Annotated in this window: 28 protein-coding genes; 13 read left to right on the top strand and 15 right to left on the bottom strand. The window is 70.8% G+C overall.

What is annotated here, in order from left to right:
• Positions 1 to 152 precede the first annotated feature (152 nt).
• Both ACSC1Q_RS41375 and ACSC1Q_RS41370 read right to left on the bottom strand, forming a co-directional pair.
• A complete protein-coding gene (locus ACSC1Q_RS41375) occupies positions 153 to 1,511 on the bottom strand; it encodes an NsdA family TPR-like regulatory protein (RefSeq protein ID WP_436764215.1) in 1,359 nt (452 codons plus the stop codon).
• Positions 1,512 to 1,798: 287 nt separating this feature from the next.
• Entirely contained in the window at positions 1,799 to 2,998 is a 1,200-nt protein-coding gene (locus ACSC1Q_RS41370; protein WP_436764214.1) for an NAD(P)-dependent malic enzyme, read from the bottom strand.
• A 269-nt stretch (positions 2,999 to 3,267) separates the two neighbouring features.
• On the opposite strand from ACSC1Q_RS41370, the gene ACSC1Q_RS41365 reads away from it, so the two are divergent.
• Positions 3,268 to 3,798 carry a CGNR zinc finger domain-containing protein gene (locus ACSC1Q_RS41365; RefSeq protein ID WP_436764213.1) on the top strand — a complete coding sequence of 177 codons (531 nt, stop codon included), beginning with the start codon at positions 3,268 to 3,270 and terminating at the stop codon, positions 3,796 to 3,798.
• Between the two features lie 78 nt (positions 3,799 to 3,876).
• On the opposite strand, the gene sodX is transcribed toward ACSC1Q_RS41365, so the two are convergent.
• Positions 3,877 to 4,179 (bottom strand): nickel-type superoxide dismutase maturation protease, encoded by a 303-nt coding sequence (sodX, locus tag ACSC1Q_RS41360; protein ID WP_436764212.1) that lies wholly within the window; start codon positions 4,177 to 4,179, stop codon positions 3,877 to 3,879.
• A 90-nt stretch (positions 4,180 to 4,269) separates the two neighbouring features.
• Here sodX and sodN point away from each other — a divergent pair, with 90 nt between their 5' ends.
• The 3 genes from sodN to ACSC1Q_RS41345 all read left to right on the top strand — a co-directional run bounded on the left by sodN (position 4,270) and on the right by ACSC1Q_RS41345 (position 6,238).
• Positions 4,270 to 4,671, top strand: a complete 402-nt coding sequence (gene sodN, locus ACSC1Q_RS41355; RefSeq protein ID WP_350976893.1) for a superoxide dismutase, Ni — start codon at positions 4,270 to 4,272, stop codon at positions 4,669 to 4,671.
• A gap of 344 nt (positions 4,672 to 5,015) precedes the next feature.
• Positions 5,016 to 5,441 (top strand): ATP-binding protein, encoded by a 426-nt coding sequence (locus ACSC1Q_RS41350; RefSeq protein ID WP_030924831.1) that lies wholly within the window; start codon positions 5,016 to 5,018, stop codon positions 5,439 to 5,441.
• A gap of 17 nt (positions 5,442 to 5,458) precedes the next feature.
• Complete coding sequence (locus ACSC1Q_RS41345) at positions 5,459 to 6,238, top strand: RNA polymerase sigma factor SigF (RefSeq protein ID WP_344893659.1); 780 nt, start codon at positions 5,459 to 5,461, stop codon at positions 6,236 to 6,238.
• Here the strand turns inward: ACSC1Q_RS41345 and ACSC1Q_RS41340 are convergent.
• Entirely contained in the window at positions 6,235 to 6,630 is a 396-nt protein-coding gene (locus tag ACSC1Q_RS41340) for a hypothetical protein (RefSeq protein WP_436764211.1), read from the bottom strand. The genes ACSC1Q_RS41345 and ACSC1Q_RS41340 overlap by 4 nt on opposite strands.
• A gap of 78 nt (positions 6,631 to 6,708) precedes the next feature.
• Here ACSC1Q_RS41340 and ACSC1Q_RS41335 point away from each other — a divergent pair, with 78 nt between their 5' ends.
• Positions 6,709 to 7,668, top strand: a complete 960-nt coding sequence (locus ACSC1Q_RS41335; RefSeq protein WP_436764210.1) for a diacylglycerol/lipid kinase family protein — start codon at positions 6,709 to 6,711, stop codon at positions 7,666 to 7,668.
• Between the two features lie 280 nt (positions 7,669 to 7,948).
• A complete protein-coding gene (locus ACSC1Q_RS41330) occupies positions 7,949 to 8,203 on the top strand; it encodes a WhiB family transcriptional regulator (protein WP_436764209.1) in 255 nt (84 codons plus the stop codon).
• 181 nt (positions 8,204 to 8,384) lie between these two features.
• On the opposite strand, the gene ACSC1Q_RS41325 is transcribed toward ACSC1Q_RS41330, so the two are convergent.
• Entirely contained in the window at positions 8,385 to 9,848 is a 1,464-nt protein-coding gene (locus ACSC1Q_RS41325; protein ID WP_436764208.1) for a sensor histidine kinase, read from the bottom strand.
• Between the two features lie 68 nt (positions 9,849 to 9,916).
• On the opposite strand from ACSC1Q_RS41325, the gene ACSC1Q_RS41320 reads away from it, so the two are divergent.
• The 5 genes from ACSC1Q_RS41320 to ACSC1Q_RS41300 all read left to right on the top strand — a co-directional run bounded on the left by ACSC1Q_RS41320 (position 9,917) and on the right by ACSC1Q_RS41300 (position 15,439).
• Complete coding sequence (locus tag ACSC1Q_RS41320; RefSeq protein WP_436764207.1) at positions 9,917 to 11,077, top strand: 8-amino-7-oxononanoate synthase; 1,161 nt, start codon at positions 9,917 to 9,919, stop codon at positions 11,075 to 11,077.
• Positions 11,074 to 11,793: a GntR family transcriptional regulator gene (locus ACSC1Q_RS41315; protein ID WP_436764206.1), complete on the top strand. Its 720-nt coding sequence runs from the start codon at positions 11,074 to 11,076 to the stop codon at positions 11,791 to 11,793. Before ACSC1Q_RS41320 ends, ACSC1Q_RS41315 begins: the two co-directional genes overlap by 4 nt.
• 47 nt (positions 11,794 to 11,840) lie before the next feature.
• Entirely contained in the window at positions 11,841 to 12,563 is a 723-nt protein-coding gene (bioD, locus tag ACSC1Q_RS41310) for a dethiobiotin synthase (protein ID WP_436764205.1), read from the top strand.
• A 37-nt stretch (positions 12,564 to 12,600) separates the two neighbouring features.
• A complete protein-coding gene (gene bioB, locus ACSC1Q_RS41305; protein WP_436764204.1) occupies positions 12,601 to 13,596 on the top strand; it encodes a biotin synthase BioB in 996 nt (331 codons plus the stop codon).
• A 190-nt stretch (positions 13,597 to 13,786) separates the two neighbouring features.
• Positions 13,787 to 15,439, top strand: coding sequence for an acetolactate synthase (locus ACSC1Q_RS41300; RefSeq protein ID WP_436764203.1), 1,653 nt, complete (start codon positions 13,787 to 13,789; stop codon positions 15,437 to 15,439).
• 72 nt (positions 15,440 to 15,511) lie between these two features.
• Here the strand turns inward: ACSC1Q_RS41300 and ACSC1Q_RS41295 are convergent, their stop codons facing one another.
• Together ACSC1Q_RS41295 and bsaP are read right to left on the bottom strand one after the other, a co-directional pair.
• The gene (locus ACSC1Q_RS41295) at positions 15,512 to 17,257 is read right to left on the bottom strand and encodes a serine/threonine-protein kinase (RefSeq protein WP_436764202.1); all 1,746 of its coding nucleotides are present in this window, start codon (positions 17,255 to 17,257) and stop codon (positions 15,512 to 15,514) included.
• A 325-nt stretch (positions 17,258 to 17,582) separates the two neighbouring features.
• Positions 17,583 to 17,792, bottom strand: coding sequence for a biotin synthase auxiliary protein BsaP (bsaP, locus tag ACSC1Q_RS41290; RefSeq protein ID WP_436764201.1), 210 nt, complete (start codon positions 17,790 to 17,792; stop codon positions 17,583 to 17,585).
• Between bsaP and ACSC1Q_RS41285 the strand changes: the two genes are divergently transcribed.
• On the top strand, positions 17,791 to 18,189 hold the full coding sequence (locus tag ACSC1Q_RS41285) for a thioesterase family protein (RefSeq protein ID WP_436764200.1): 399 nt from the start codon (positions 17,791 to 17,793) through the stop codon (positions 18,187 to 18,189). The two genes, bsaP and ACSC1Q_RS41285, sit on opposite strands and share 2 nt — an antisense overlap.
• On the opposite strand, the gene ACSC1Q_RS41280 is transcribed toward ACSC1Q_RS41285, so the two are convergent.
• The 6 genes from ACSC1Q_RS41280 to ACSC1Q_RS41255 form a co-directional block, all read right to left on the bottom strand.
• Positions 18,179 to 18,394, bottom strand: coding sequence for a biotin/lipoyl-binding carrier protein (locus ACSC1Q_RS41280; RefSeq protein ID WP_436764199.1), 216 nt, complete (start codon positions 18,392 to 18,394; stop codon positions 18,179 to 18,181). The genes ACSC1Q_RS41285 and ACSC1Q_RS41280 overlap by 11 nt on opposite strands.
• 178 nt (positions 18,395 to 18,572) lie before the next feature.
• On the bottom strand, positions 18,573 to 19,853 hold the full coding sequence (locus tag ACSC1Q_RS41275; protein WP_436764198.1) for an HD-GYP domain-containing protein: 1,281 nt from the start codon (positions 19,851 to 19,853) through the stop codon (positions 18,573 to 18,575).
• Entirely contained in the window at positions 19,850 to 21,205 is a 1,356-nt protein-coding gene (locus ACSC1Q_RS41270; protein ID WP_436764197.1) for an HD-GYP domain-containing protein, read from the bottom strand. The genes ACSC1Q_RS41275 and ACSC1Q_RS41270 overlap by 4 nt, the downstream gene beginning before the upstream one ends.
• A gap of 251 nt (positions 21,206 to 21,456) precedes the next feature.
• Positions 21,457 to 22,401 carry an NAD-dependent epimerase/dehydratase family protein gene (locus ACSC1Q_RS41265; RefSeq protein WP_436764196.1) on the bottom strand — a complete coding sequence of 315 codons (945 nt, stop codon included), beginning with the start codon at positions 22,399 to 22,401 and terminating at the stop codon, positions 21,457 to 21,459.
• Positions 22,402 to 22,452: 51 nt separating this feature from the next.
• Positions 22,453 to 22,719, bottom strand: coding sequence for a mycothiol system anti-sigma-R factor (gene rsrA, locus ACSC1Q_RS41260; RefSeq protein ID WP_350976861.1), 267 nt, complete (start codon positions 22,717 to 22,719; stop codon positions 22,453 to 22,455).
• 58 nt (positions 22,720 to 22,777) lie between these two features.
• A complete protein-coding gene (locus ACSC1Q_RS41255) occupies positions 22,778 to 23,383 on the bottom strand; it encodes a sigma-70 family RNA polymerase sigma factor (protein WP_436764195.1) in 606 nt (201 codons plus the stop codon).
• Positions 23,384 to 23,671: 288 nt separating this feature from the next.
• Here ACSC1Q_RS41255 and ACSC1Q_RS41250 point away from each other — a divergent pair, with 288 nt between their 5' ends.
• On the top strand, positions 23,672 to 24,409 hold the full coding sequence (locus ACSC1Q_RS41250; RefSeq protein ID WP_436764194.1) for a class I SAM-dependent methyltransferase: 738 nt from the start codon (positions 23,672 to 23,674) through the stop codon (positions 24,407 to 24,409).
• A gap of 9 nt (positions 24,410 to 24,418) precedes the next feature.
• On the opposite strand, the gene ACSC1Q_RS41245 is transcribed toward ACSC1Q_RS41250, so the two are convergent.
• Together ACSC1Q_RS41245 and ACSC1Q_RS41240 are read right to left on the bottom strand one after the other, a co-directional pair.
• Positions 24,419 to 24,757, bottom strand: a complete 339-nt coding sequence (locus ACSC1Q_RS41245; RefSeq protein ID WP_436764193.1) for a TraR/DksA family transcriptional regulator — start codon at positions 24,755 to 24,757, stop codon at positions 24,419 to 24,421.
• Positions 24,758 to 25,068: 311 nt separating this feature from the next.
• Complete coding sequence (locus ACSC1Q_RS41240; RefSeq protein ID WP_436764192.1) at positions 25,069 to 25,806, bottom strand: SOS response-associated peptidase; 738 nt, start codon at positions 25,804 to 25,806, stop codon at positions 25,069 to 25,071.
• Between the last annotated feature and the right edge of the window lie 73 nt (positions 25,807 to 25,879).

The raw sequence follows: 25,879 nt of genomic DNA, 5'->3' as shown, positions 1-25,879 counted from the left end.
CCAGATGTACAGCTTCACCAGCTTCACCCGAAGGGGCCCGGCACCAGCCGGGCCCCTTCGGCCATTCCCCGCCGGGGATCGCGGAAGCGAAACCGGCTCGCGGAAAGCCTCCGGCTCCCACCGGAGACCTCCGGCGGGACCTCCCCCTCCGCTCAGGCGGGGTTGAGCTCCCCCACCCGCTCGTTCAGCTCCATCACCGGCCGCTCGGCCGCGTGGGGATCCAGCCGCCGTCGCAGGTCGGCGACGTACGACCGGGTCCTGGCCGACTCCAGGCCCCTCGCCAGCTCCAGTGCCTCCACCGCGACGGAGCAGGCCTCCTCCAGCTCCCCCGAGGCGAGCAGCCCGGCCGAGAGCAGCGACAGGTTGAACATCCGCCCGCGCACGTAACGCCCGTCCATCTCCAGCGAGCGCCTGGCGTGCCGTACCGTCCCCGGCCCGTCGCCCAGGTCGCGGAAGCAGTGCGCGAACTTCGCCGACAGGTAGGCCTCGTCGAAGTAGGAGATCCAGTCGGGCTCGTGACCGGCCCGGCGCCGGTCGAAGGAGAGCTCGGCCTCGTGCAGGGAGCTCGCGCACGCCGCGCGGTCGTCCAGTGCCGCGTGCGCGTGGGCCTCCAGCACGTGCGTCTCGGCCAGCAGGGCGAAGATCCCGGCCCGGCGGGCGGAGAGCTGGGCGGCCCTCGCCAGGTCGAGCGCGTGCGCGGGTTGTCCTATATATATGGCCTGGTGGCTCATCCCGGCGAGGATCTCGCCGCCGAGCCCGTGGTCGCCCGCCCCGCGCGCCAGGCGCAGCGCCTGGATCAGATAGCGCTGGGCCAGGCCGTGCTGCTCCAGGTCGTAGGCCATCCACCCGGCCAATCGGGTCAGCTCGGCGGCGGCCGACGCCAGCGCCTTGCCGGTGTTCTCGGCGTACGAGCCGTCGGCGAGCAGCGGCCCGACCGCCGTGTCCAGATATTTCACGACAGCGGGCCGGACCCTCCCGCCGCCGAACCTGTTGTCCAGCTCACCGAAGGACCGGGTGACCTCCCGGATCGCCGCGATGTCGTCCATGCCGACGCGCCGGGTGCCCCGCCCCTCGGGGCGGCCCTCCAGCGGAAGGGTCAGCCAGCGCACCGCTCCGGCTGACCCGGCCCCGATCGCGAAGGTGGAGTCGAGCAAGAATCTTCGTCTCTCCACGTCCCCGCGCCACAGTGCTGTCACGGTCGTGATTCCCTCCTGCCACGTGTGGTTGAACTCCTGCCCGAGGTCGAGAGGCGTCAGGACGGCCGGCAGGCCGAGATCCTCGGGACTCACGGCCCTGCCGAACCGGAGCGCGAAGATCTCGGCGAGCAGCCCGGTGACCGGGTCTCTCGGCCGCTGCCCCGCGATCCAGCGCAGCACGGAACTGTGGTCGTATCTCAGACCGGACAGGCCGCGAGCGGCGCCGAGGTCGTTGAGCCGGCGGGCCAGCCCCTTGTGGGTGAAGCCCGCCTCGGCGATGAGCCTCTGGAGTAGTCGGTTGGGCTCGCGTTCCATAGCTCCCCTCACCGCGAGAACCATCTGCGTGCCGGCAGCGCGCCCGATCCGGCCGTGCGCGCACCGCTGCCTGATGCACACCTTACGCACATAGGTAACTGAGAGCTCTTTTTATAGCACGATCCGTGACGAATATCGGGGTTTCCGGAAAGCGCGGACGCCCCTCGCCGGTCGGGCGAGGGGCGTCCGTGGTCACACGCCTGGTGAGCGGGCATGAGGGCGAGCGCGGGGGGGGGAACACGACCGCCCTCGCGGCCGTACGACGGAGGTGGCGGCCGGAGGCGTGACTAGAGGCGGGCGACCCCGTCGGCGCGGGCCTGCGCGGAGACGGCGGCGACGACCGCGGGGGCGACGCGCTCGTCGAACGGGCTGGGGATCACGCAGTCGGCCGACAGGTCGTCCCCGACCACCGCGGCCAGCGCCTCGGCCGCGGCGACCTTCATGTTCTCGGTGATCGTGGTGGCGCGGACGTCGAGCGCCCCGCGGAAGACGCCGGGGAAGGCGAGCACGTTGTTGATCTGGTTGGGGAAGTCGGAGCGGCCGGTCGCGACCACGTGCGCGTACTTGCGCGCGATGTCCGGGCGCACCTCGGGCGTCGGGTTGGACAGCGCGAAGACGATCGAGCCCGCGGCCATCGACGCGATGGCCTGTTCGGAGACCGTCGAGCCCGACAGCCCGACGAACACGTCGGCCCCCGCCAGAGCCTGCTCGGTGGAGCCGCGCAGGCCCGCCCTGTTGCTGTCGCGCGCCAGGGCCTCCTTCACCGGGTTGAGCCCGTCGCGGCCCTCGTGGATGAGGCCCTTGGAGTCGGCCACCGCGATGTCGCCGATGCCCGCGTTGAGCAGGATCCGGCTGACCGCGATCCCGGAGGCACCGGCACCGGCGACCACGACGCGCAGCTCTCCCAGCGAGCGGCCGGTCAGCCGCGCGGCGTTCTTCAGCGCGGCCAGCGTGACGATCGCGGTGCCGTGCTGGTCGTCGTGGAAGACGGGGATGTCGAGCAGCTCGCGCAGGCGCGCCTCGATCTCGAAGCAGCGGGGCGCGCTGATGTCCTCCAGGTTGATCCCCCCGAAGGAGGGGGCGAGCCGGACGACCGTCTCGACCAGCGCGTCCACGTCGGTGCAGTCGAGACAGACGGGCACCGCGTCGACGTTGGCGAACTGCTTGAACAGCAGGGCCTTGCCCTCCATGACCGGCATGGCGGCGGCGGGCCCGATGTCCCCGAGACCGAGCACGGCGGTGCCGTCGGAGACGACGGCGACCACGTTGGAGATCCAGGTGTAGTCCTTGGCCAGCTCGGGCTCCTCGGCGATCGCGCTGCAGACCCTGGCCACCCCCGGCGTGTAGGCGAGTGCCAGGTCGTCGGCGTCGCGGACCGGGACGGTGGAGCGGACCTCCAGCTTGCCCCCGCGGTGCAGGGCGAAGGCCGGATCCAGATCGAGGGCTTCCAGGGCTTCGAGGGAGATGGAGGATGGCGTGACAGCCACAGCGACCCCTGTAGTTCAGTCAGACAGACGGATGTTTCCTTCGGAAGCGACCGGAGGAAGCGTGTCCCGGGCTTCGGTAGCCGCTCGGGACCTGCCTGCCGAACGCGGTCGCCTGGAGGGGTACGGGGGTCACCCGTTGCTCGATTGTGCCACATGTTGAGACCGCTCCCACGGAGGGAAGTCGTTCACTTTCGCCGTCCCGGTGTTAACCTCACCGCATCGTGTAATACTCAAAATCCATGCCGCCTCTTACATCGACGGATCCCCAGATGGACCTGACCTCCTATGCGGAGCTGGCCGTACTACTGATCAACAACCCCGACCGGCTCACCGGTCTCGAAGGGCTGCGCCTGCTCCTGGAAGAGGGCGGCCGCTACCGGCCAGGCTGCCGCATCACCAGGAGCGACCTGGAGGCCCTGCGCGACCTGCGCGAGGAGCTGATGATCGTGTTCGAGACCGCGGAGGCGGGCGACGAGGAGGCGGTGGTCGACCGGCTCAACTCGCTGCTGATCCACCACCCGGTCCAGCCGCAGATCTCCGGCCACGACGGCGAGCGCTGGCACCTGCACCTCACCGAGGGCGGCCGGATGGCCGACCAGTACGCGGTGGGCGCGGTGATGGGACTCGCCACCATGATCACCGACCTCGGCGTCGACCGGCTCGGCCTCTGCCAGGCGCCGCCCTGCCGCAGGGCCTACCTCGACACCTCCTCCAACCGGTCGCGCCGCTACTGCTCGGAGCGGTGCGCCAGCCGGGCCAACGTCGCCGCCTACCGGGCCCGCCAGAAGGTCGGCCAGTAGGTCCTCGACCGGCGCCCCACCCGGCCCGCCAGAAGGCCGGCCAGTAGGCGGCCGTCCAGGCGGGAGCCCCCGGAGGCCTCACCGGGCCCGCCAGAGACCCGGCCAGTAGCGCAGCACCACCCGGCCGACGATCGACGACGGCGGCAGCGCGCCGAAGTCCCAGCTGTCGCGCCGGCCGGAGGCGCGCTGGTTGTCGCTCTCCAGCCACCAGCCGCCGTCCGCCTCCCACGCGGCGCGCTTGACGATGAGCACGGCGGGATCTGACGGCAGCCGGGCGACGACCAGGTCCCCGGGCCGCACGGCCGCGCCGCGCCGTACCCAGAGCCAGTCGCCCGGCCGCAGCGCGGGCAGCATCGACTCACCTGCGACACGGACTCTCATCGAGCGTAACCCCCTCCCGCGCGGGCATCCGGGGACGAGTAAGGTCGTTAACCGGACCAATCTGAACCCGGCATCAAGGAAGGACTTCCGATGCTCGCACGACTTATGCGCCCCAAGCACATCGCCTCGGCGCACTGCGACCTGCCCTGCGGTGTGTACGACCCGGCCCAGGCCCGCATCGAGGCCGAATCCGTCAAGGCCATCATGGAGAAGTACGCCGGAAACGAGGACCCGGTGTTCCGCGCCCGCGCGCTCTCCATCAAGGAGGAGCGGGCCGAGCTGGTCAAGCACCACCTGTGGGTGCTGTGGACCGACTACTTCAAGCCCCCGCACCTGGAGACCTACCCGCAGCTGCACCAGCTGTTCTGGGAGGCCACCAAGCTCGCGGGCGCGGCCGGCGGCAAGGGCACGGTCGACGTCGGCAAGGCCGACGAGCTCCTCGGCAAGATCGACGACATCTCCAAGATCTTCTGGGAGACCAAGGCCGCCTAAAACCCTCACAACGATCTCGTGAGGGGGCACCGACAGTCCGGATCAAGGAAACGTCCCCGGGACACTCCCTTGATCCGGATCGGGGTCCACGAGGACGCGCCGCCGCCGGCCCGCCGTCCGGGCCGCGGCGCCTCGATCCCGCCTGAGCAGGCCGGATCTCCGCGCGTCGGCGCGGCCCGGCACGGGCCGGACCGCGACGCGCCGGAGCCGCCACAGGTACAGTGCCCCTTTTGCGTATCTTCAGGGGTTCTTGACGGTGGCAAATCGCCTCGATCGCGAGTCCAAGCGGGCCAACTACCGTCTCAGGGCTGTAGGTTGCAGTCAGCGACTCTGCGAGGAGGAACGTGACCGAACACACCGAGGCGCCCGCGGTCGGCATGGGCGGGATCCGTGACGTGGTGAGCGTCCGGCTGCCGGCGACGAGTGCCTATCTGTCCGTGCTGCGTACGGCGACAGCCGCGCTCGCCGTACGGCTGGACTTCACGCTGGACGAGATCGAGGATCTTCGGATCGCGGTCGACGAGGCGTGTGCGATGTTACTGACCCAGGCCGTTCCCGGCACCGATCTGACTGCCGAGTTCGAGCTCACCGGGCAGCTGATGAAAGTGCGGGTCGAGGTCAGCACGGTGGGAAGCACCCCTCCGAAACGCGACGACTTCGCGTGGATGGTGCTCACCGCCCTGGCTGACGATGTGGATGCCGTAACCGACTCCCCCGACCGTATGGCGATCGTCCTCCGCAAGCGCCGAGGCGCGGCGAGGCCGGCGTGACGGAAAGGACTCGTGCCATGGCCGCCAGCGACCACGCGGTGCCCGACCGGGTGCGTGCGCGCCTGCTCTTCGCGGAACTGGTGGAGTTGACCTCCGACGACCCGCGGCGTCAGCGCATCCGCGACGAGCTCGTCGAGCTCCACCTCCCCCTCGTCGAATACCTCGCCCGCCGGTTCCGCAACCGGGGTGAGTGGCTGGACGACCTCACCCAGGTCGCGACCATCGGGCTGATCAAGTCGATCGACCGCTTCGATCTCGGCCGCGGGGTGGAGTTCTCCACGTACGCGACCCCGACGATCGTAGGCGAGATCAAACGCCACTTCCGTGACAAGGGCTGGGCGGTCCGCGTGCCGCGCCGGCTGCAGGAGCTCAAGCTCTCGCTCACCAAGGCGATCAGCGAGCTCTCCCAGCGGGAGGGGCGCGCGCCGACCGTGGCCGAGCTGGCCGCGTTCCTGAAGATGAGCGAGGAGGAGGTGCTTGAGGGGCTGGAGTCGGCCAACGCCTACTCCACGGTCTCCCTCGACGCGCCCGACTCCGGCGACGACGACGCGCCGGCGGTGGCCGACTCCCTCGGGATCGTGGACGACTCCCTGGAGGGCGTCGAATACCGCGAGTCGCTCAAGCCCCTGCTGGAGCGGCTGCCTCCGCGTGAGAAGCGGATCCTGCTGCTGCGTTTCTTCGGCAACATGACGCAGTCGCAGATCGCCACCGAGCTCGGCATCTCGCAGATGCACGTGTCCCGGTTGCTCGCCAGGACCCTCGCCCAGCTCCGCGAGGGTCTCACCGTCGACGACTAGCCGGACGGCCGGTCCTGGTCCCCGTAGAGGGCGTGCGTCGTCGGCGGGGACAGCAGCGTGACCAGTCCGACCACCGCGAGGGCGATCAGCGAGAAGCCGATCGCCCGCTGGTCGGACTGGATCAGCGTGACCGAGACCGGGATGGCGAAGATCTGGGTCAGCACGCCAGGGCTCCTGGCCCATCGCTCCGACCGGATCATTCCCCAGCCGACCCAGAGCAGGCCGGCGCCGACGATGATCCCGAACGCGGCGACGGCGATCGAGCTCATCACGTCCGACGGCCGGCCGATCACCGTCTCCACGCCGGCGTAGCCGCCGAGAAGCAGGGCGGTCGCGCCTTCCAGCGCCATGACGGCGGCGGCGACGGTGAGGGTCATCGGGCGGTTCGGCACGCGGCCAACCCTATCGCCGGGTACGGTCGCCCGCCTCTTCGCCGCCTCCGCCCGGTTTCCGGCGGATACGCTGAGGTCATGCGCGCGATGCTCATGGTGAATCCGAAGGCGACGACGACCAACCAGCGAACCAGGGACGTTCTCATCAGGGCGCTGAGCGCGACGATGAACCTGACCGTCGAGGAGACGGAGTATCGGGGGCACGCGACGCAGCTCTCCCGCAAGGCGCACGCCTCCGGCTACGACGCGGTGGCCGTGCTGGGCGGCGACGGCACCATCAACGAGGCGGTGAACGGGCTGCTCGACCCGGTGGACGGCAAGGCGGGCGACGAGGGCAGCTCGGCCGACCGGCCCGCGCTGCTCGCGATCCCCGGCGGCAGCGCGAACGTCTTCGCGAGGGCCCTGGGCCTGCCGAACGACCCGGTCGAGGCGGTGGGGGCGATCCTGGAGGCGATCCGCGACGGCCGCAGGCGGACCGTCGGGCTCGGCCAGGCGATCTGGGAGGACCACAGTAGATATTTCACGTTCTGTAGTGGTCTGGGGTACGACGCCGAGGTGATCAGGGCGGTCGAGGGGATGCGCGGCACCGGCCGCAAGGCGACACCCACCCGCTATGTGAACACCGCGTTACACCACTACCTGTCGACCGACAAGCGCCACCCGCCGATGACCGTCGAGGGTCCGGACGTGCCACGGACGGGCGGCATCTTCATGGCCGTCGTCTCCAACACCTCCCCGTGGTCGTTCATCGGCCCGCGGCCGGTCTCCCCGACCCCGTGGGCGAGCTTCGAGACCGGGCTCGACCTGCTGGGCCTGCAGCGCCTCGGCCTGCCCTCCATGCTCCAGCTGATGCCCCAGATCATCGGTGTCCGCGACACCCTGCCGACGGGCCGCCACCTGGTGCAGCTGCACGACGAGAAGGAGTTCACCCTCAGTTCCCGGCGCCCGGTGGCGTTCCAGCTCGACGGTGACTATCTGGGGGAGGTCGAGCGGATAACGTTCCGCTCTATCCCGGACGCGTTACAGGTCTTGGTCTAATCGGTTACGTGCGGCCTGTGTGACGCATCCGACATCCATTTCGGGTAAAACGTTCTCCCAAACCTCTTGCGTGTACTAAGCGTGGCTGACAATCTCAAGATTGACGTCGGAACGTAGGACCTTTGAGCGGCCACCTCGCTCCCAGGCCACCGACGATCAAGCGAGCAGACCCCCGACCCGAACCACGGACCGGGGAACCGTTCGCGCTGGTTAGTGAAACTCTTCACAAAGTGAGCCGCTGGAGCCGACGCAAGGGCTCCTCATACGAAGGAGTGGACGCATGGACTGGCGCCACAGAGCTGCCTGCCGTGACGTGGACCCCGAGCTGTTCTTCCCGATCGGCAACACCGGCCCCGCCCTGATGCAGATCGAGGAAGCCAAGCAGGTCTGCAGCACGTGCAGCATCAGTGAAGCATGCCTGAAGTGGGCGCTGGAATCCGGGCAGGACGCCGGTGTCTGGGGCGGCCTGAGCGAGGACGAGCGACGCGCTCTCAAGCGCCGCACGGCCCGTGCCCGCACCCGCGCGAGTGTCTGACCCGGCCGCCACACCCGGGTCCCTGACCGTCACGCCCGGACGTCCCCGGCCGCCACAGCCAGGCCTCCCTGACCGGAGACCCGGACGTCCCTGACCGGCACACCCGGACATCGCGGTGAGAACGCTCCCTCCCGGCTCCCTCTCCTCTCGGGCCGGGTGCCCGCCGTACCCCCTCCCCCGCTCAGATCGCGGGGAGGGGAATGCTCAGGCTCACCTCGGTCCCGCCGCCCTGGCGCGGCTCGATGGCGAGCCGCCCGGACAGCTCGCTCACCACCAGGGTCCTGACGATCTGCAGGCCGAGGCTGGTGGTCTGGTCGAGATCGAAGTCCTCGGGCAGCCCGCTGCCGTCGTCGGACACGATCACGTCCAGCCGTTCGGCCCCCCGTGACACGATCACCTGCAGCCTGCCCTGGCGCTGCGCCAGCCCGTGCTGGACCGCGTTCTGCAGCAGCTCGGTGAGGACCATCGCCAGCGGCGTCGCGACCTCCGAGCGCAACACCCCGAACGTCCCGACGCGCAGGGGCACCACCTGTGTCTCCGGGGCCGCGACCTCTCCCGTCATCGCGATCACCCGGTCGGCGATGTCGTCGAAGTCGACCTGCTCCTCGGGCGTGTGGGAGAGCGTCTCGTGCACGATCGCGATCGACCCGACCCTGCGCACCGCCTCCTCCAGCGCCTCCCTGCCCTCCGGCAGCTGCATCCGCCTGGCCTGGAGCCGCAGCAGCGCGGCCACCGTCTGCAGGTTGTTCTTCACCCGGTGGTGGATCTCCTTGATGGTGGCGTCCTTGGTCATCAGCTCCCGCTCGCGGCGCCGCAGCTCGGTCACGTCCCTGATGAGCACCAGCGCGCCGATCCTCCCGCCGCCGACGACCAGCGGGATCGCCCGCAGCTGCACGACCGTGCCGCCCGACTCCACCTCCGTCTCCCTGGGCTCCCGCCCGCTCGCGACGAGCATCAGGTTCTCGTTGATCGGCTCGTCGGAGTAGCAGAGCGTCGCGGTCGTACGGCCCAGCTCGGCCCCGACCAGGTCGGCGTTGAGGCCCAGCCGCCGGTAGGCCGACAGCGCGTTCGGCGAGGCGTACGTGACGCGGCCCGCCCGGTCGAGCCTGAGCAGGCCGTCGCCCACCCTCGGCGAGCGGACCAGGATCGGCTCGGCGCCGGAGAACGGGAAACGGCCCTCGGCCACCATCTGGGCCAGGTCGGAGGCGCTCTGCAGGTAGGTCAGCTCCAGCCTGGAGGGGGTGCGCGCGGAGGACAGGTTCGTCGAGCGCTGGATGACGCCGAGGAAGTGGTCGGCCCGCCGTACCGGGATGGTCTCCTCGCGGACCGGCACCCCGCTCGACCAGTCGGGGTCGCCCTCGCGGCAGATGCGCCGCTCGTTCCAGGCGGTCTCCAGGAGCGGGCGCTCCCCCTTGGCCGCCGTCATCCCCACGATGTCGTCGTGGTAGACCGTCGGCCCCGTGGTGGGTCTCATCTGCGCGATCGCGATCCAGCCCGAGCCCTCCTTCAGCGGGATCCACAGGATCAGGTCCGCGAAGGAGAGGTCGGCGAGGAGCTGCCAGTCGGAGACCAGCGAGTGCATCCACTCCAGGTCCGCATCGTCGAGCGCGGTGTGACGAACCGCCAGGTCGCTTAGAGTCGGCACCCGTGCATCATGCGTTCTTTGCAGGCCCGAACGCGAATCGGGTGAGTCCGGCTGGAAAGATGCCGCCTATGGAGGAGACCCCCGATCCGCTGGCCCGGTTCCGCACGGCGGCGGCCACGAGGGAGACGGCAGGGCTGCGGCGGGTCCTGCGCGCCCGCACGCCCGACGACGACGGCCTGATCGACCTGGCCTCCAACGACTATCTCGGCCTGGCCAGGGACGAGCGGCTGGTCGAGGCGGCCGTGGCGGCCACGCGCGACTGGGGGACCGGCTCCACGGGTTCCCGCCTGGTCACGGGCTCCACGGCCCTCCACGCGCGCCTGGAGACGCGCCTGCGCGCCTTCACCGGGGCGGAGGGCGCCCTGGTGTTCTCCTCCGGCTACCTGGCCAACCTGGCCGCCGTCGCGACCCTGGGCAGGGGCGCCCTGGTGGTCTCGGACTCGGGCAACCACGCGTCGATCGTGGACGCCTGCCGCCTGTCGCGCTCGCGGGTGGTGGTCACCCCGCACCGGGACGTGGCGGCCGTGGAGAAGGCGCTGGCCGGACGGGAGGAGGAGCACGCGATCGTGGTCACCGACGCGGTCTTCTCCGTGGACGGCGACCTGGCCCCGCTCGCGGAGCTGCACGCGGTGACGGCGCGGCGGGGCGCGCTGCTGGTCGTCGACGAGGCCCACGCGATCGGGGTCATCGGCGCTCGCGGGCAGGGCGCGGCGCACGCCGCCGGGCTCGCCGCCGAACCGGGCGTTGTGAGAACGATCACACTGTCCAAGTCCCTGGGGTCGCAGGGCGGGGCCGTGCTGGGCGCGCCCGAGGTGATCCAGACCCTTGTCGACACGGGACGCTCGTTCATCTTCGACACCGGACTGGCGCCGGGCAGCGTCGCGGCGGCGCTCGCCGCCGTCGATATCCTTCACCATCAGCCCGAACTGCCCGGACGCGTGCGGGCCAGGGCGAGGGAGCTGGCCGCGATGGCCCGCGATCTCGGCCTGGAGACCGGCGATCCGGCGGGCGCGGTCGTCCCCGTCGTGCTCGGCCCGCCCGAGGCCGCGCTCCGGGCCGCCCTCGTCTGCGCGGAACACGGGGTGCGCGCCGGATGCTTCCGGCCGCCCTCGGTGCCGGCCGGCCGCTCTTGCCTGCGGTTGACGGCACGGGCCAATCTGAGTTCCGATGATCTAGCGGTGATCCGGGGTGCGCTCACCGCCGTGGCCGAGATGAAGGTGACCATGTGAGCGACGACTCCCCGAGGATCCCGAAGTACTACGACGTAAAACGCAGCCTGCTCACCCTCACCAAGAGCCTGCCCGCGGGCAGCGCGCTGCCTCCCGAACGGGCCCTCGCGGTCCGCTTCGAGACGTCGCGCACAACCGTGCGCCAGGCCCTGTCCGAGCTCGTGGTCGAGGGCCGCCTGGTACGCATCCAGGGCAAGGGGACGTTCGTCGCGCAGCCCAAGGTCGCCCAGGTCCTCCAGCTGACCTCCTACACAGGGAACCTGAGGACCGCCGGCCTCGAACCCGACACCAAGATCCTCGACACCAGTTACGTCACCGCAGACGAGCCGCTCGCCCGCCGCCTGGCCATCAACGCCGGTGGCCGCGTGCTGCGCATCCACCGGCTGCGCCTGGCCAACGGCGAGCCGATGTCGATCGACACCACCCACCTGTCGGCCCGGCGCTTCCCCCGCCTCAGACGGGAGCTGGAGGTGCACTCCTCGCTGTACGAGACGCTGTACAACGCGTACAACGTGCGGCTGACCGACGCCGAGGAGATCATCGAGACCGTGCTGGCCACCCCGTACGACGCGCAGGTGCTCGGCGTCGACGTCGGCCTGCCGATGCTCCTGCTCACCCGGCACGCCTTCGACGCGGACGGCAACCCGGTCGAGTGGGCCCAGTCCCTGTACCGGGGAGACCGCTACAAGTTCGTCACCCGCCTGCACCGTCCCTGACGTGTGCGCGAGAACCCGCGCGGCCCCGTCCGCCTAAGGTGAGACGGGTGAGCATTCTCGTGGTCACCGGGACCGACACCGGGGTGGGAAAGACGGTCGTCACCGCGGCGGTGGCCGCGCTCGCCGGGGAGCGGGGTTCCTCGGTGGCGGTGGTGAAGCCCGCGCAGACCGGGGTGTCCGGCGCCGGACCGGGCGACGTCGACGACGTCATCCGGCTGTCCGGGGTGCGGACGACCTTCGAGCTGGCCAGATATCCCGCCGCGCTGTCCCCGGCCGCGGCGGCGCGCCTTTCCGGCCTGCCGCCGGTCTCCGTCGCGCGGGCGGCGGCCCGGATCGAGGAGCTGGCCGGCTCGCACCGGCTGGTGATCGTCGAGGGGGCGGGCGGGCTGCTCGTCCGCTTCGACGAGGAGGGGGCGACGCTGGCCGACCTCGCCAGGGCGCTCTCCGCCCAGGTGCTCCTGGTGACCAGGGCCGGGCTGGGCACGCTCAACCACACAGCGCTGACGCTGGAGGCGATGGCCCACCGGGGGCTGGAGCCCGCCGGGGTGGTGATCGGCTCCTGGCCCGCCGGACCCGGCCTCGCCGAGCGGAGCAACGTGGCGGACCTGGAGATGCTGGCCGCCCGGCCGCTGGCGGGCGCGATGCCGGAGGGGGCCGGGTCGCTGGAGCGCGACGCCTTCGTCCGCGCGGCCCGCGCGGGGCTGGGCCCGGCACTGGGCGGCGGCTTCGACCCCGCCGCCTTCCGCGCCACCCTTAGGCTTTCCCCGTAGCCGAAGCCGCGGACCCTCTCCACCCCGGAGGTACCAGATGAGCGACATCCTCGAAACAGCCCGGACGCAGGTGCTGGAGGAGGGCCGCGGTCTCGACGCGGCGCAGGCGCTGCGCTGCCTGGAGCTGCCCGGCGACCGCCTCGCCGAGCTGCTCGCCCTCGCCCACGAGGTGCGCATGAAGTGGTGCGGCCCGGAGGTGGAGGTCGAGGGGATCGTCTCCCTCAAGACCGGCGGCTGCCCGGAGGACTGCCACTTCTGCTCGCAGTCGGGGCAGTTCTCCTCCCCCGTCCGCGCCGTCTGGCTGGACATCCCCTCACTGGTCGAGGCAGCCAGGGAGACCGCGGCGACGGGGGCCACCGAGTTCTGCATCGTGGCCGCCGTGCGTGGTCCCGACCGGCGGCTGATGGACCAGGTCCGCGAGGGTGTGAAGGCGATCCGCGAGGCGGTCGACATCAACGTCGCGTGCTCGCTGGGCATGCTCACCCGGGAGCAGGTCGACGAGCTCGCCGAGATGGGCGTGCACCGCTACAACCACAACCTGGAGACCGCGAGGTCGCACTTCACGAAGGTCGTCACCACCCACACCTGGGAGGAGCGCTGGGACACCTGCCTGATGGTGCGCGAGGCCGGGATGGAGCTGTGCTGCGGCGGCATCGTGGGCATGGGCGAGACACGGGAGCAGCGCGCCGAGTTCGCCGGGCAGCTCGGCGAGCTGGCACCCGACGAGGTTCCGCTGAACTTCCTCAACCCGCGGCCCGGCACCCCCTTCGCGTCCTTCCCGCTGCTTGAGGGGTCGGAGGCGCTGCGGACGATCGCCACCTTCAGGCTCGCGCTGCCCCGCACGATCCTGCGCTACGCGGGCGGCCGCGAGCTCACCCTGGGTGACCTGGGCACCCGTGACGGCATGCTCGGCGGCATCAACGCGATCATCGTGGGCAACTATCTGACCACCCTGGGCCGTACGGCCGACGCCGACCTCGGTCTGCTGGTGGACCTCAAGATGCCCATCAAGGCGCTCTCCGACACCCTCTGATCCCCGCGCGCCGGCGGATCCGTCCTCCCGTTCCGCGCCGATCCCGTACGGCCCGCAGGGGCTCGCCACCAGCTGTTGGACGGTCTATTTCCGGATAGACGAGACATGTGTCGGCCGCATTAGGCGAAGGGATCTGGGCAGGGAGAACAATCCCTGTCCGGCTAAGTGACTGACTGGTAGGTTGCGCGATATGGAGTCTCCCAAGCACGCAGGTGACATAGCGGTCGCCGTCTCCAAGGCATACGGCATCGAGACCATGTTCACCCTGTCCGGCGGGCACGTCTTCCCGCTCTACGACGGTGCGGTCCACGAGGGCATGCCCATTCTGGACGTCCGCCATGAGCAGAGTGCCGTCTTCGCCGCGGAGGCGACCGCGCGGCTGACACGCAAACCCGGGCTGGCCGTGCTCACCGCGGGCCCGGGCATCACCAACGGCGTGAGCGGGGTGGCCACCGCGCACTTCAACGGGTCCCCCGTGGTGGTCATGGGAGGCCGTGCCCCACAGTCGCGCTGGGGGTCGGGCGCGCTGCAGGAGATCGACCACCCGCCGCTGTTCGCGCCCATCACCAAGCTGGCCTTCACCGGCTCCGGCGCCGACTCCGTCGCGCAGGACGTGGAGATGGCCTTCCGCACCGCCCTCGCCCCGCACCGCGGCCCCGTCTTCCTCGACTTCCACATGGACCACCTCTTCTCGGCCGCGCCCGCGCTTGAGGAGGCCCCCGAGACGCTGACCCCGTCGCCGCTGGAGCCCGACCCCGAGGCGCTCGCCACGATCGCCCAGCTGATCGCCGAGGCCCAGCACCCGGTGCTGGTGCTCGGCTCGGACGTGTGGATGGACCGTGCCGAGGAGGTCGCCAGGAGCTTCGTCGAGGAGTACCGCCTGCCCGTCATCCCCAACGGCCAGGGCCGCGGCATCCTGCCCGCCGGTCACGAGCTGCTGGTCACCCGGGCCAGGGGGATGGCGTTCTCGCAGGCCGACCTGGTGATCGTGGCGGGTGCCCCGATCGACTTCCGCCTCGGCTACGGCTGGTTCGGCGGCAAGGACGGCGCCCCGCTCGCCAAGGTCGTGCACCTGGCCGACGCGCCGTCACAGCTGACCACGCACATGGATCCCGTGGCCGTCGCCGCCGGAGACCTCTCGCTGCTCTTCTGGAGCCTCGGCGCGGCCTGCGCCAACGCGGGCGTCTCCCCCAAGACCTACGCGCCCTGGGTGGCGCGGCTGTCCGAGGCCGCCTCGGCCGCCATCGCCGCCGACAACGCCCTGCTGGAGTCCGCGTCCGACCCGATCCACCCGATGCGGATCTACGGGGAGCTGGGCAAGGTCCTCGCCGACGACGCCGTGGTGATCGGCGACGGCGGCGACTTCGTCTCGTACGCGGGCAAGTACGTCGAGCCGCGGCAGCCCGGCAACTGGCTCGACCCCGGCCCGTACGGCTGCCTGGGCACCGGCCTGGGCTACGCCATCGCCGCCAGGATCGCCCGTCCCTCCTCGCAGGTGGTGCTGCTGCTCGGCGACGGCGCGGCGGGCTTCTCGCTGATGGACGTCGACACGCTCGTGCGGCACCGCCTGCCCGTCGTGATGATCTGCGGCAACAACGGCATGTGGGGCCTGGAGAAGCACCCCATGCAGATGCTCTACGGCTACGACGTGGCCGCCGAGCTGCAGCCGCAGTGCCGCTACGACCAGGTGGTGACCGCCCTCGGCGGCGGCGGCGAGCTCGTCACCGACCCGTCGGAGATCGGCCCGGCCCTGCGCCGCGCGTTCGACTCCGGCATCCCCTACATGGTCAACATCGCCACCGACCCCTCGGTGGCCTACCCCCGGCACACCACGGGCGTCTAGGAGAGCACCACCGGGCTCGCGCGCGGGGACCGCAAGGTCCGCGGCGCGAGCCGGTCGTCACACCACGCGGGGCTAGGGCTTGCCGGTAGCCGTCGGCGTCGCGGAGGGCGTCGGGGGGCAGTCGGTGATGGCGGCGATGATCTCCACCGGCCTGGACGGGTCCCACATCGTGCCCGCCTCCGGACGGGACTCGACCACCTCGGTGCAGTGCTCCGGCTTGACGTCGGCGCTGTAGGAGAGCGTCACCTTGAACCCCGCCTGCTTGAGCGTCGCCTCCGCCGCGCCCGGCTTCATGCCGATTGTGTTCGGGACGCTCTTCTTCGGCTTCGGGGTCAGGGTCGGCGTGGGGGTGGGACTCGGTTTCGGCGTCCTCGTCACCTTCGGCGTGGGGGTCGGCGACTCCTCTCCCGGAGTGGCCGTCGGGGTGGGCCTGCCGTTCTGCTCACCGCGCGTCACCGACGGCCTGGGCGACGGCGTCTTGCGGATCGGCCTGCCCGGCGGCTTCGTCGTCTTGTCGGCGGTGGGCGTGACCACCGGTTGCCTCATGAGATCGGTGGTCGAGGTCTCCCGAGAGGCCGCCATCCCGTTGATCGCCACCGCGACGAGGCCCGCGCACATCACGGCCGCGATCGCCGACGCCGCGACCAGCCCGCTCTTGCGCCGAGGCTTCTGCGCGGCACGGCGGCCACGGCCCTGCGCGCCCGCCCCGGCTCCCGCCGCCGGCCCGGTGGAGTGCTGCGAGCCACCCTGCCAGCCGCTCGTCGGCGCCTGCGATCCCTGCCAGTTTCCCGTCGGCGCCTGGGCGTCCTGCCAGCTGCCGGTGGGGGCCTGAGCGCCCTGCCAGCCGGTCTGCGACGTGGCCGATCCCTGCCCCTGCCAGCCGGTCTGCCCCTGCGGGCCTCCCTGGGGAGCCTGCGTCTGCCAGCCGGTCTCCGGCGGCGCCGACAGCGCTGCCTGCTGCGCGGACGACAGCGTGTCATCGCCCCCCGCGCCGAAGGCGGCCTGCCTCGCGGCGGAGCTCATCGCCGCGGCGCTGGGGAAGCGCCGGGCCGGATCCTTGGCGAGGGAGCGCTCCACAAGCGCGCGAACCGCGGGCGGGATGTCCGGCGGCAGCGGCGGCGGCGCCTCGCGGATGTGCTTGAGCGCGATGGTGACGGGCGTGTCGCCGTCGAACGGGCGCTGCCCGGCCAGGCACTCGTACGCCACCACGCCCAGCGCGTAGATGTCCACCGCGGGCGTGACGGGCGCGCCCTCGGCCTGCTCGGGCGCGCAGTAGGCGGCGGTGCCGAGCACCATGCCCGCGTCCGTGAGCCGGCTCGCGGTGTCGGACCTGGCGATGCCGAAGTCGGTGAGCACGAGCGTGCCGTCCGAGCGCACCAGCAGGTTGCCCGGCTTGATGTCCCGGTGGACGATGCCCTGGTCGTGGACCGCCTGCAGTGCCGAGGCCGCCTGGGCGATGAGGTCCATCGCGGCCCCTGGAGCGATCCTTCGCAGCCGCCCGAGCAGGCGGTCGAGCGGCTCGCCGTCGACGAACTTCATCACCAGGTATGCCGTCGCCCCCGCGCCGGGCACCTCGTGAACCCCGTAGTCGTACACGTCGACGACCCCGGGGTGGTTGATCGTCGCCATCGCCCGGGCCTCGCCCTGGAAGCGAACCAGGAAGCCCGGATCGTCCGTACGGCCCGGGAGCAGCACCTTTACGGCGACGGTGCGGGCCAGGACGATGTCCTCGCCCTTCCACACCTCGCCCATACCGCCGGCGCCGATGCGGGTGCTTAGGCGATACCGCCCCGCCAGCGTCGTGCCTTGGGCCACCATGACTCCCCCGTAACCCTCTCCACTCCTACCTCAGAGCTCTCCAACAAAGCGGATCCGCGTCGCGGCACCGTCACGGCGCCGTAACGAAACCCTGCATGCCGTATGGCTCTCAAACGAGACGCGTGCCGTAGCATCGCACAAAACCTGGCACTTTTGGGCGTACTTGTGCACCTTGCAGGCCCTTGTGCCCAGGGCCACTCGGGTGTCACGCGGGAAACAACCAACCCGGGTGCCACGGCGTCACCCCACGATATCCGCGGCGAACTCCGTAAAACCCTACAAGGCCATGCAAAGAACGCCCAAGCCGGGGTGAAACCGGACGGTGTCAGCCGCTCGTCGTACCGTGCTCGGCGCAGCGCGCGGACCAGCCGCGAGGGGTCACCTGCACCACCATCCGGCGGCGGCAGCGGGAACAGTAACGGGGCGGCTCCATCGCGCGGGCCACCAGGCACCCGGCGTGGTCGGCCTCGCCCTCCGGGCGTCCGCAGTGGTCGCAGTACGGGGTCACGAGACCAGACCCTATGCTGACGCGCATGACGATCACTCCCGGTCCGCAGGCACGGCTTCTCATCACGGTGGAAAGGGAGGACACCGCGACGAAGGTCGGCAGCGGTGACGTCCCGGTGCTGGCCACTCCCCGCCTCCTCGCCTTCGCCGAGCGGGCCACCGTCCAGGCGATCGCGGACGCCCTCGAACCGGGCCAGACCTCCGTGGGCACCCGGGTCTCCCTGGAGCACCTGGAGGCGAGCCCGGTCGGCACGCACGTCGAGATCGCCGTCGAGCTCACCGAGGTCGACGGGCGCCGCCTGGTCTTCGGCTTCACCGCCCGCGACCGGAAGGCCGTCGTCGCCTCGGGGACGATCGAGCGCGTGGTCGTCGACCGCGAGCGCTTCCTCGCCCGGCTCGTCCGCGACGGCGACGCTACTCGATGACGGCGATCAGGTCGCCCGCCTGGATGACGTCGCCCTCGGCGACCCGCAGCCTGGCGACCACGCCGCCGCCGTCCTCGACGAGGACCGGGATCTCCATCTTCATCGACTCAAGGATGACCAGGGTGTCGCCCTCCTCGACGGGGTCCCCTTCGGCCACGAGGATCTTCCAGACGTTCGACACCATCTCGGCGCGGATCTCGGCCATCGGAAACTCCCATCGTTCGGCGTTCCCCAACTGTGCCAGACAGAGCTGATCATGTCCGCGTACGGACCGTCGGCCCCGTGTCGCAGGCACCGCCGGCGAACTCCGGCACCTCGGCGGGTCGCTCTTCGGCCCGTACACGCGTGAATCCGCCGGGAGCACGCAGAGACGTGTGCGGGTCCTAAAGACGGTGGATCGGGGCCAGCCTATCGATCACCCGGGCCATCGCCTCGACGACCGTCGGGTCGTACTCCCGCCCCACGCCGAGCCGGAGCCGCTCCAGGGCGGCACCCGCCCGGTCGCGGTCGCTGGAAGCACCGACGAGATCGTCGTAGGCGTTGGCCGCCTTGATGATGCGGCTCGCCATCGGAGGCAGCTCCGCGCAGGTGTCGCACTGGCGGCGGACGATCTCGGCCACCCGGTCCAGCACCCCGGTCTGCTTGATCACCTCCGCGCCCAGCTCGGCGATGCGCCGCGCCTGCTCGGGGTCGGTGAGGACCGTGGCGCCGCCGGGAATGGGATCGCGCAGCGACAGCTGGCCGATGTCGTGCATGAGCGCGGCGTACTCCAGCTCAAGCAGCTCGGGCTCCGCCGTGCCGAGCTCCCGCCCGACCGCCACCGACAGGCGGCTCACCCGGCGGGAGTGGCCCGGCTCGACGTATCCGCCGACCTCGGTGACCCGCGCGAGCGCCCGTACGGTCTGCAGGTAGGTGGCCCTGATCCCGGCGTACTTGCGGAAGGCGACCTGGGTGACCAGCAGCGGCGCGGCGAAGACCAGCAGCGCGGTCATGCCCATGCTGTGCGAGGCGAGCGCGAGCAGGATGCCCGAGGCGGCGACGGCGGCCCCCAGCGGCGCGGCCATCCACAGCTCGTCGTGGATGGCCACCCTGAGGGCGGCGCGCACCTGCTCGGCCCGGAGCACGGCGGCCAGCAGCACGTCGACCACCACCGTGAGCAGGATGAACAGGGCCATCACCCCGAGCGCGGGCCACCAGCCGCTCTCCCCCTCCCTGGCCAGGTCGAACAGCGGCCCGGCCAGCGGCCGGTAGGCCAGCGCGAGCAGGGCGCCGGTGAAGAGCCTGCGCGCCATCCCGTCCAGCTGGGGCGGGCGGCCCACCGCGAGGTGCGGCAACGCCCCCGCGACCATGCCCGCCGCCAGCACCGCGACGACCTGCAGCGCCGAATGCCGCGCGGGCACGTCGCCCACGTCCAGCAGGAGCGTGTAACCGAGCGCGGCCGCCGCGCCGATCGGCGCCACCTCCCTGTTGCCGGGCATGGTGAGCCTGGCCAGCTCCCCGATCGCGATCAGCGCGCCGAAGGCGACGGCGACCTGGGGGTCGACCAGGCCGGTCGCGGCCGTGTGCGCCACCCCGGCCACCGCGAGGAGCCCCGCCGCGCAGATCAGCAGGAGCTGGCCCGAGTCGAGCGTCTGGAAAACCCGGTTGGCACCGGAGCCGTTCATCGCTCGGACACCACCTGGATGGGCACGGTCGGGTCGTCGTGGTCCTTCGCGGTGGTCTCCGACACGTCGGCCGGGGGCGCGACGACCGTGCGCGGCGGCTCCCAGCCGTCACGCTCGACGGCCTTGACGAACGCGACCACCATCACCGGGTCGAACTGGGTGCCGGCGCCCTTGCGCAGCTCGGTCATCGCCACCTCGCGCGAGCGGGCGTTGCGGTAGGAGCGGTCGGAGGTCATCGAGTCGAAGGCGTCGGCCACCGCGATGATCCTGGCGAACTCCGGGATCTCGTCGCCCGCCAGCCCCATCGGGTAACCCTTGCCGTCCTGCCGCTCGTGGTGGTGCATGATCCCGGCGAACGCCTCGTCGAGGAAGTCGATGCCGCGCACGATCTCCAGCCCGCGCATCGGGTGGAGCTGGATCGCCGCGTACTCCTCCTCACTGAGCGGGCCGTCCTTCTGCAGCACCTTGGTCGGCACGCCCAGCTTGCCGACGTCGTGGAGCATCCCGGCGTAGCGGATCGCGCGCAGCCGCTCGGACCCCATGCCGATCTCCTCGGCGATCATGCCCGCGGCCAGGGAGACGCGGGTGCAGTGGCCGCGCGTGTAGTAGTCCTTGGTCTCCACGGCCTGGCAGAGCGCGGCGATCGTCGCGTCGTAGGAGCGCTGCTGCGCGAGATACTGGCCGAAGGCCCAGCGGGCCACGAAGAGCGGGAGCAGCACGAGCACCGCGGAGATCGAGCTGACCGTGGCCCACAGCCCGGCGATCAGCAGCCCGAAGGTGGCGTAGCCGAAGTAGGAGACCATGAACTGCGCCACACCCCGCAGCGGCACCTGGTCGGCCTGGCCGGTGAGCTTCAGCACGATCGCGATCAGGACGAAGTTGAGGGGCACGAAGACGGCCGCCGCGCCCGCGAACGGCACGAGGATGTCGTCGAACCCGTCGATGGTCGGCACCCCTGACCTGCCGCCGAGCCACACGTAGGCCCGGCCCGCGACGTAACCGCAGATGGCGAACTGGGCACTGTTGAACAGCCGCTTCACCAGCGGCAGGCCGGGCCGCACGCTGAACATCGCCGTCATGCCGACCAGCGCCGCCCCCTCGGGGCCGAGCAGCACCACCGCGGCGAGCACGGCGGAGAAGCTGACCGACACCGCCGCCTGCCTGACGTGCAGCAGGGTGGGCACCGACTCGCACACCAGGAACAGCAGGGCAAGCACCATGAGGTTGGACCAGTCGAGCGGATCCAGCCGGCCGTCCTCGGCCACGTTGTATCCGAGCAGCGCGAACGCGGCTCCGATGACCAGGATCAGATAGACCTTGGCAAACCACGGCAGTCCACGCAAAGCGGCCACCCTAGTGTTACTAAAGGGCGCGTGCTCAGGTCCAGGAGATCCCAGGAAAGACCGGGGTGACCGTTTCCTTTAACATGCGCTGCCTCCACGTCGATTTCGCACCCAGGCTATCGAAGCGAACCCGCCCGGGAGGGCGAGACGGCCAATCGCAAGCAAAGCGTAACCAAGCAATCACCGGCCGCCACCGGTGTCCGACGCCCCGGAGTCACCCGACGCCCGTAGTCATCTCAGCGCCCCGGAGTCGCCCCGCGTCACAGGCTCGCGAGTTTGGTCCTCGCCCAGTCGACGGTGCTCTTCAGCCCGAAGGCCAGCTCCGTCCGGGGGCGCCAGCCGATCCCTTCGAGCGCGGGGCCGGGGTCGACGGCCATCGCGGGGAGGTCGCCCAGCCGGGTGGGGGCCTCGCCCGGCTCGTCGGGGACGCCCGCCGCCTCCGCGACCAGGGAGTGCAGCCTCCGGTCGGTGGTCTGGACACCGGTGCCCAGGTTGAACCGGCCGCCGCCGCCCTCGGTGCCGCAGGCGCGGGCGAAACCGTCGACCACGTCGTCGACGAAGATGTAGTCGCGGGTCTGGTCGCCGGCGCCGTACACGACCGTGGGGGTGCCGTTGAGCAGCGCGTCGGTGAAGATGGCGACCACCCCCGCCTCGCCGTCGGGCGACTGGCGCGGGCCGTAGACGTTGGAGAGCACCAGCGTGGTGTAGTCGATGCCGTGCAGCGCCTTGAACGTCGCCAGGTAGGTCTCCGCGCTCAGCTTGGAGGCGGCGTACGGGGAGCGCGGGTCGGTCGCCGCGCCGCCGGGGACCGGGATCACCGCCGGCCTGCCGTACACCGCGACCGAGGAGGCGAAGACGACCTTGCGGGTGCCTCCGTGGTGGGCGGCCTGCAGGACCGACGCGGTGCCCTCGACGTTGAGCCGGGCGTCGTGGACCGGGTCGGCCACGCTCTTGCGCACGCTGATCTGCGCGGCGAGGTGGCAGACGACCTCGGGCCTCCACCCGGCGGCCAGGCCGATCAGGGCCGGGTCACGGACGTCCATCACGTGCAGGGCGAACAGCGGGCTCTCCGCGGCGCGGACCAGGTTGTCCCGGTCGCCGCCCGACAGGTCGTCCACGACCGCGACCTCGTGCCCGTCGGCCAGCAGCCGGTCGACGAGGGTGGATCCGATGAATCCCGCCCCGCCGGTCACGAGTATGCGCATGGTGAACCCCCATCGTCGTATGGCCAAGGCCGTACGAGAGATCCTAGGAGGTCAGCGGGCCAGTTCGGAGCGCACCTGGTCGATACGGCCGAGCACCTTGGCCCGCAGGTCGGCCGAGACCTGGTCACAGCCGCAGTGCTTGGCGACGAGCTGCTTGACGACCTGCTCCAGGCCGTACTCCTCCAGGCAGGGGTGACACTCGTCCAGGTGCTCGCGGATGTCGGCGCAGTTGCTCTCGTCGAGCTCGCCGTCCAGGTAGGTGTAGACCTTGTCCAGGACCTCGCGACAGTCGGTGTCGTGGTGGTTGCCGCAGCTCATGCGATCACCTGGCCCCGGGAGCCCGTGCCGGCGGGCTCGTCGTTCCTGTCTCGCTCGCTCACTTCGCACCTTCCGCGGGAACCAGGCCACGCTCGCGGGCGTAGTCCTCGAGTTGGGTCCGCAGCTGGCGACGGCCACGGTGCAGCCGCGACATCACGGTCCCGATGGGGGTCCCCATGATGTCGGCGATCTCCTTGTACGGGAAGCCCTCGACGTCGGCGAGGTAGACCGCGATGCGGAACTCCTCGGGAAGCGCGGCCAGCGCCCGTTTCACGTCGGTGTCGGGGAGGTGTTCGAGCGCCTCGATCTCCGCCGACTTCAGCCCGGCCGAGGTGTGCGACTCGGCCCTGGCCAGCTGCCAGTCCTCGATCTCCTCGGCGCCCGACTGCTTGGGCTCCCGCTGCTTCTTGCGGTAACTGTTGATGAAAGTGTTCGTCAGGATCCGGTAAAGCCAGGCCTTGAGGTTCGTGCCCGGCTGGAACTGGTGGAAGGACGCGAAGGCCTTCGCGAAGGTCTCCTGAAGAAGGTCCTCGGCGTCCGCGGGGTTCCGGGTCATCCGAAGCGCGGCGGAGTAGAGCTGGTCGAGATAGGGCATGACATCCCGCTCGAACCGTGTGCTCCGCTGCTCCAGAGTCTCCTCGTCTGTCGCAGGGACCGGACCCACCCCCTTAAGATCGCCGGAGTCCTGCTGACGCGGGACACCGTACTGAGCGGAGAATACCCGCTCATCAGGGAAGGACCGATCACCGGGGCGGGTGACGGGTTCGATCAAGGCGAGCATCTGCTTGCCAACCTCCGAAAGGATCGTGCGTTGTCCGCTTGCAACACACCCGCACCGCCATCTGTTCCCGCAAGATAGAAGGTGACGAACGACCCGGTACGGGGAAAAAGAAGGTACGTACCGGTAGGTAGTTGAAAGACCACCGGATCCTCCCGACGCCAGGAGCTGCTTGTGCTGCCCATCCCGGCCGAAGAGCTGAACGGCTCAGGTGCGCTCGGGCCGTACTGGACCTTTTACCACGCGGTCGTGGCCGAGCAACTGGGCCGATGGCTGCCGGAAACCCCGTCCACCGTCCTCGACATGTCCTGCGGCGACGGCCGCTGGGCCGTCCAGGCGGCGAAGGCGGGACACCGGGTGATCGAGGTGGTCGACTTCCGCAGGCCCACGAACGGCCAGCCGCTGCACGACATCTCCAGGGTGAGCCAGGTACGCGCCGACGATCTGCGTTTCCTGCCCGACCACAGCGTGGACGCCGTGCTCGCCGAGGAGCGCGCGATGTCGGTGGAGCTCATGGCCGAGTCCGCGATCGGCGACGTCGCCCGGGTCCTGCGTCCCGGCGGCCGGGCGCTGGTCTGCGTCGACTCCCTGGTGCTGGGGATGGCGATCCTCGCCGAGCAGAACTACTGGGCCCATCTGCGCCAGACCGGCGAGGTCATGCTCGTGCCCTGGCCGGACGGCAGCATCACCCGGTGCTTCAGCAGCGCCCAGCTCCGCGAGCTGCTCACCGACGCCGGGCTGGAGGTCGAGTGGATACGGCCCCGCACGGTGCTGTCCCCCTCGACGGTCGACCACGTGCTCGCCTCCGACTCCCGGGCGCTCACCTGGCTGGTCAACACGGAGCTGGACACCCATCCGGACGACGACGACACGGTGGGCATCCACCTGGTGGCCAGCGCCCGGCGCCCCTGAGGCCCGGCGTCAGCGCCTGCGCTCGCGCCTGGACTGGCACGGCACGCAGCGGGCCGCCTCGGGCCGCGCCTCCAGCCTGCTCTCGGGGACCGGCGCGCCACAGTCCGCGCAGAGGCCGTAGTCTCCCTCGTCCATCCGTCTGAGCGCCTCAAGCACCGAGCGGCGGTGCCGGGTGGCGACCTCCAGCAGGGCCCGGTTGCGATCGGAGTCGGTCAGGTCGGAGCCCCCGTCCGCCGGGGACCGATCCCTTTCCCGTACGGCGGGGGAGTCCCCGCGGAGCACTCCGATGGACCGGTCGAGTTCGGCGAGCATGCTCTTCAGGCGCTCGCGCGCGGTCGTGACATCCACGAATCCGCACCTCCGGGAAGCCGGGGCGGCCTGTGAGGGGGGTCCCCGGCTCTCCCGTCAGGCGCAAAAAAAGGGGGCTCTGTGACGGCGACCTCGCGACCTCGTCACCGCGCCGATACGCCACTCCGTCACGAGGCACCGCTTTTCTCACCGGATGCCCACTCGGCGGAAGTTTTACACCGAATCAACCGGCGCTTTAGAACTCGACGCTTTAGAACCCGGCGCTTTAGAACCCGGACCCCCGCGCTCCGGAAGGAGCGCCCGCCCGACGACTCCGATCACCCGGCGCTTTCCGAAGAGCGCCCCCCGCCCTACGCCTCCTTCATCGGCTCGACGAGCTCCGGGCTGTTGTTCCGCACCGAGTTGACGGCGGTGGAGACCGGATGGATCTCCAGCCCGGTGGAACCCGCCGGGATCAGGAACCCCTTCGCGTCGGGCGTCCCCGGGTCGAGCCACTCGCCCCAGCGGTCGCGCTCGATCAGCATCGGCATCCGGTCGTGGACCTTGCCCGCCTCGTCCACGGCGTCTGTCGTGATGATCGTGCAGGTCACCAGCCAGGAGAGCGGGTCGTCGTCGTCCCGGCCCCGGTCCCGCCAGAACTCGTACAGCCCCGCCATCGCCATCACGCCGCCGTCGGCGGGGCGGACGAAGTAGGGCTGCTTCTTCGGCTTCCCCTTGGCGTCCTTCTCGTCCAGCACGGCCCACTCGTAGTAGCCGTCGGCCGGGATCAGGCACCTGCGCTCGGCGAACGCCTTGCGGTAGGCGGGCTTCTCCGCCACCGTCTCCACCCGCGCGTTGATCATCTTCGAGCCGATGGACGGGTCCTTCGCCCAGGCCGGGACCAGTCCCCAGCGGACCACGCGGAGCTGCCTGACCGGCCCGCCGTCCGGCTCGGACTTCGGCACCCGGCTCATCACCGCGTACACCGGTTTCGTGGGCGCGACGTTGTAGTCGGGCTTGAGTTCGTCGTCGGCCGCTCCGTCGAGCTCGACCTGGAACTCCTCCAGCAACTCCTGCTTGCCCCGCGCAGACGCGTATCTTCCGCACATATCTCCACTTTCCCACGCCACGACACGCCGGGGAGTATCCGACCCCGCTTCTCGATCTCGCCGCGCGCCGCCG

Origin of the sequence: Streptosporangium heterodermiicola (assembly GCF_051390675.1) — a bacterium.
In the GTDB taxonomy this organism is placed as follows: domain Bacteria; phylum Actinomycetota; class Actinomycetes; order Streptosporangiales; family Streptosporangiaceae; genus Streptosporangium.
Note: the sequence above shows the minus strand (reverse complement) of the source record. Positions and strands in the feature narration are given on the sequence as shown.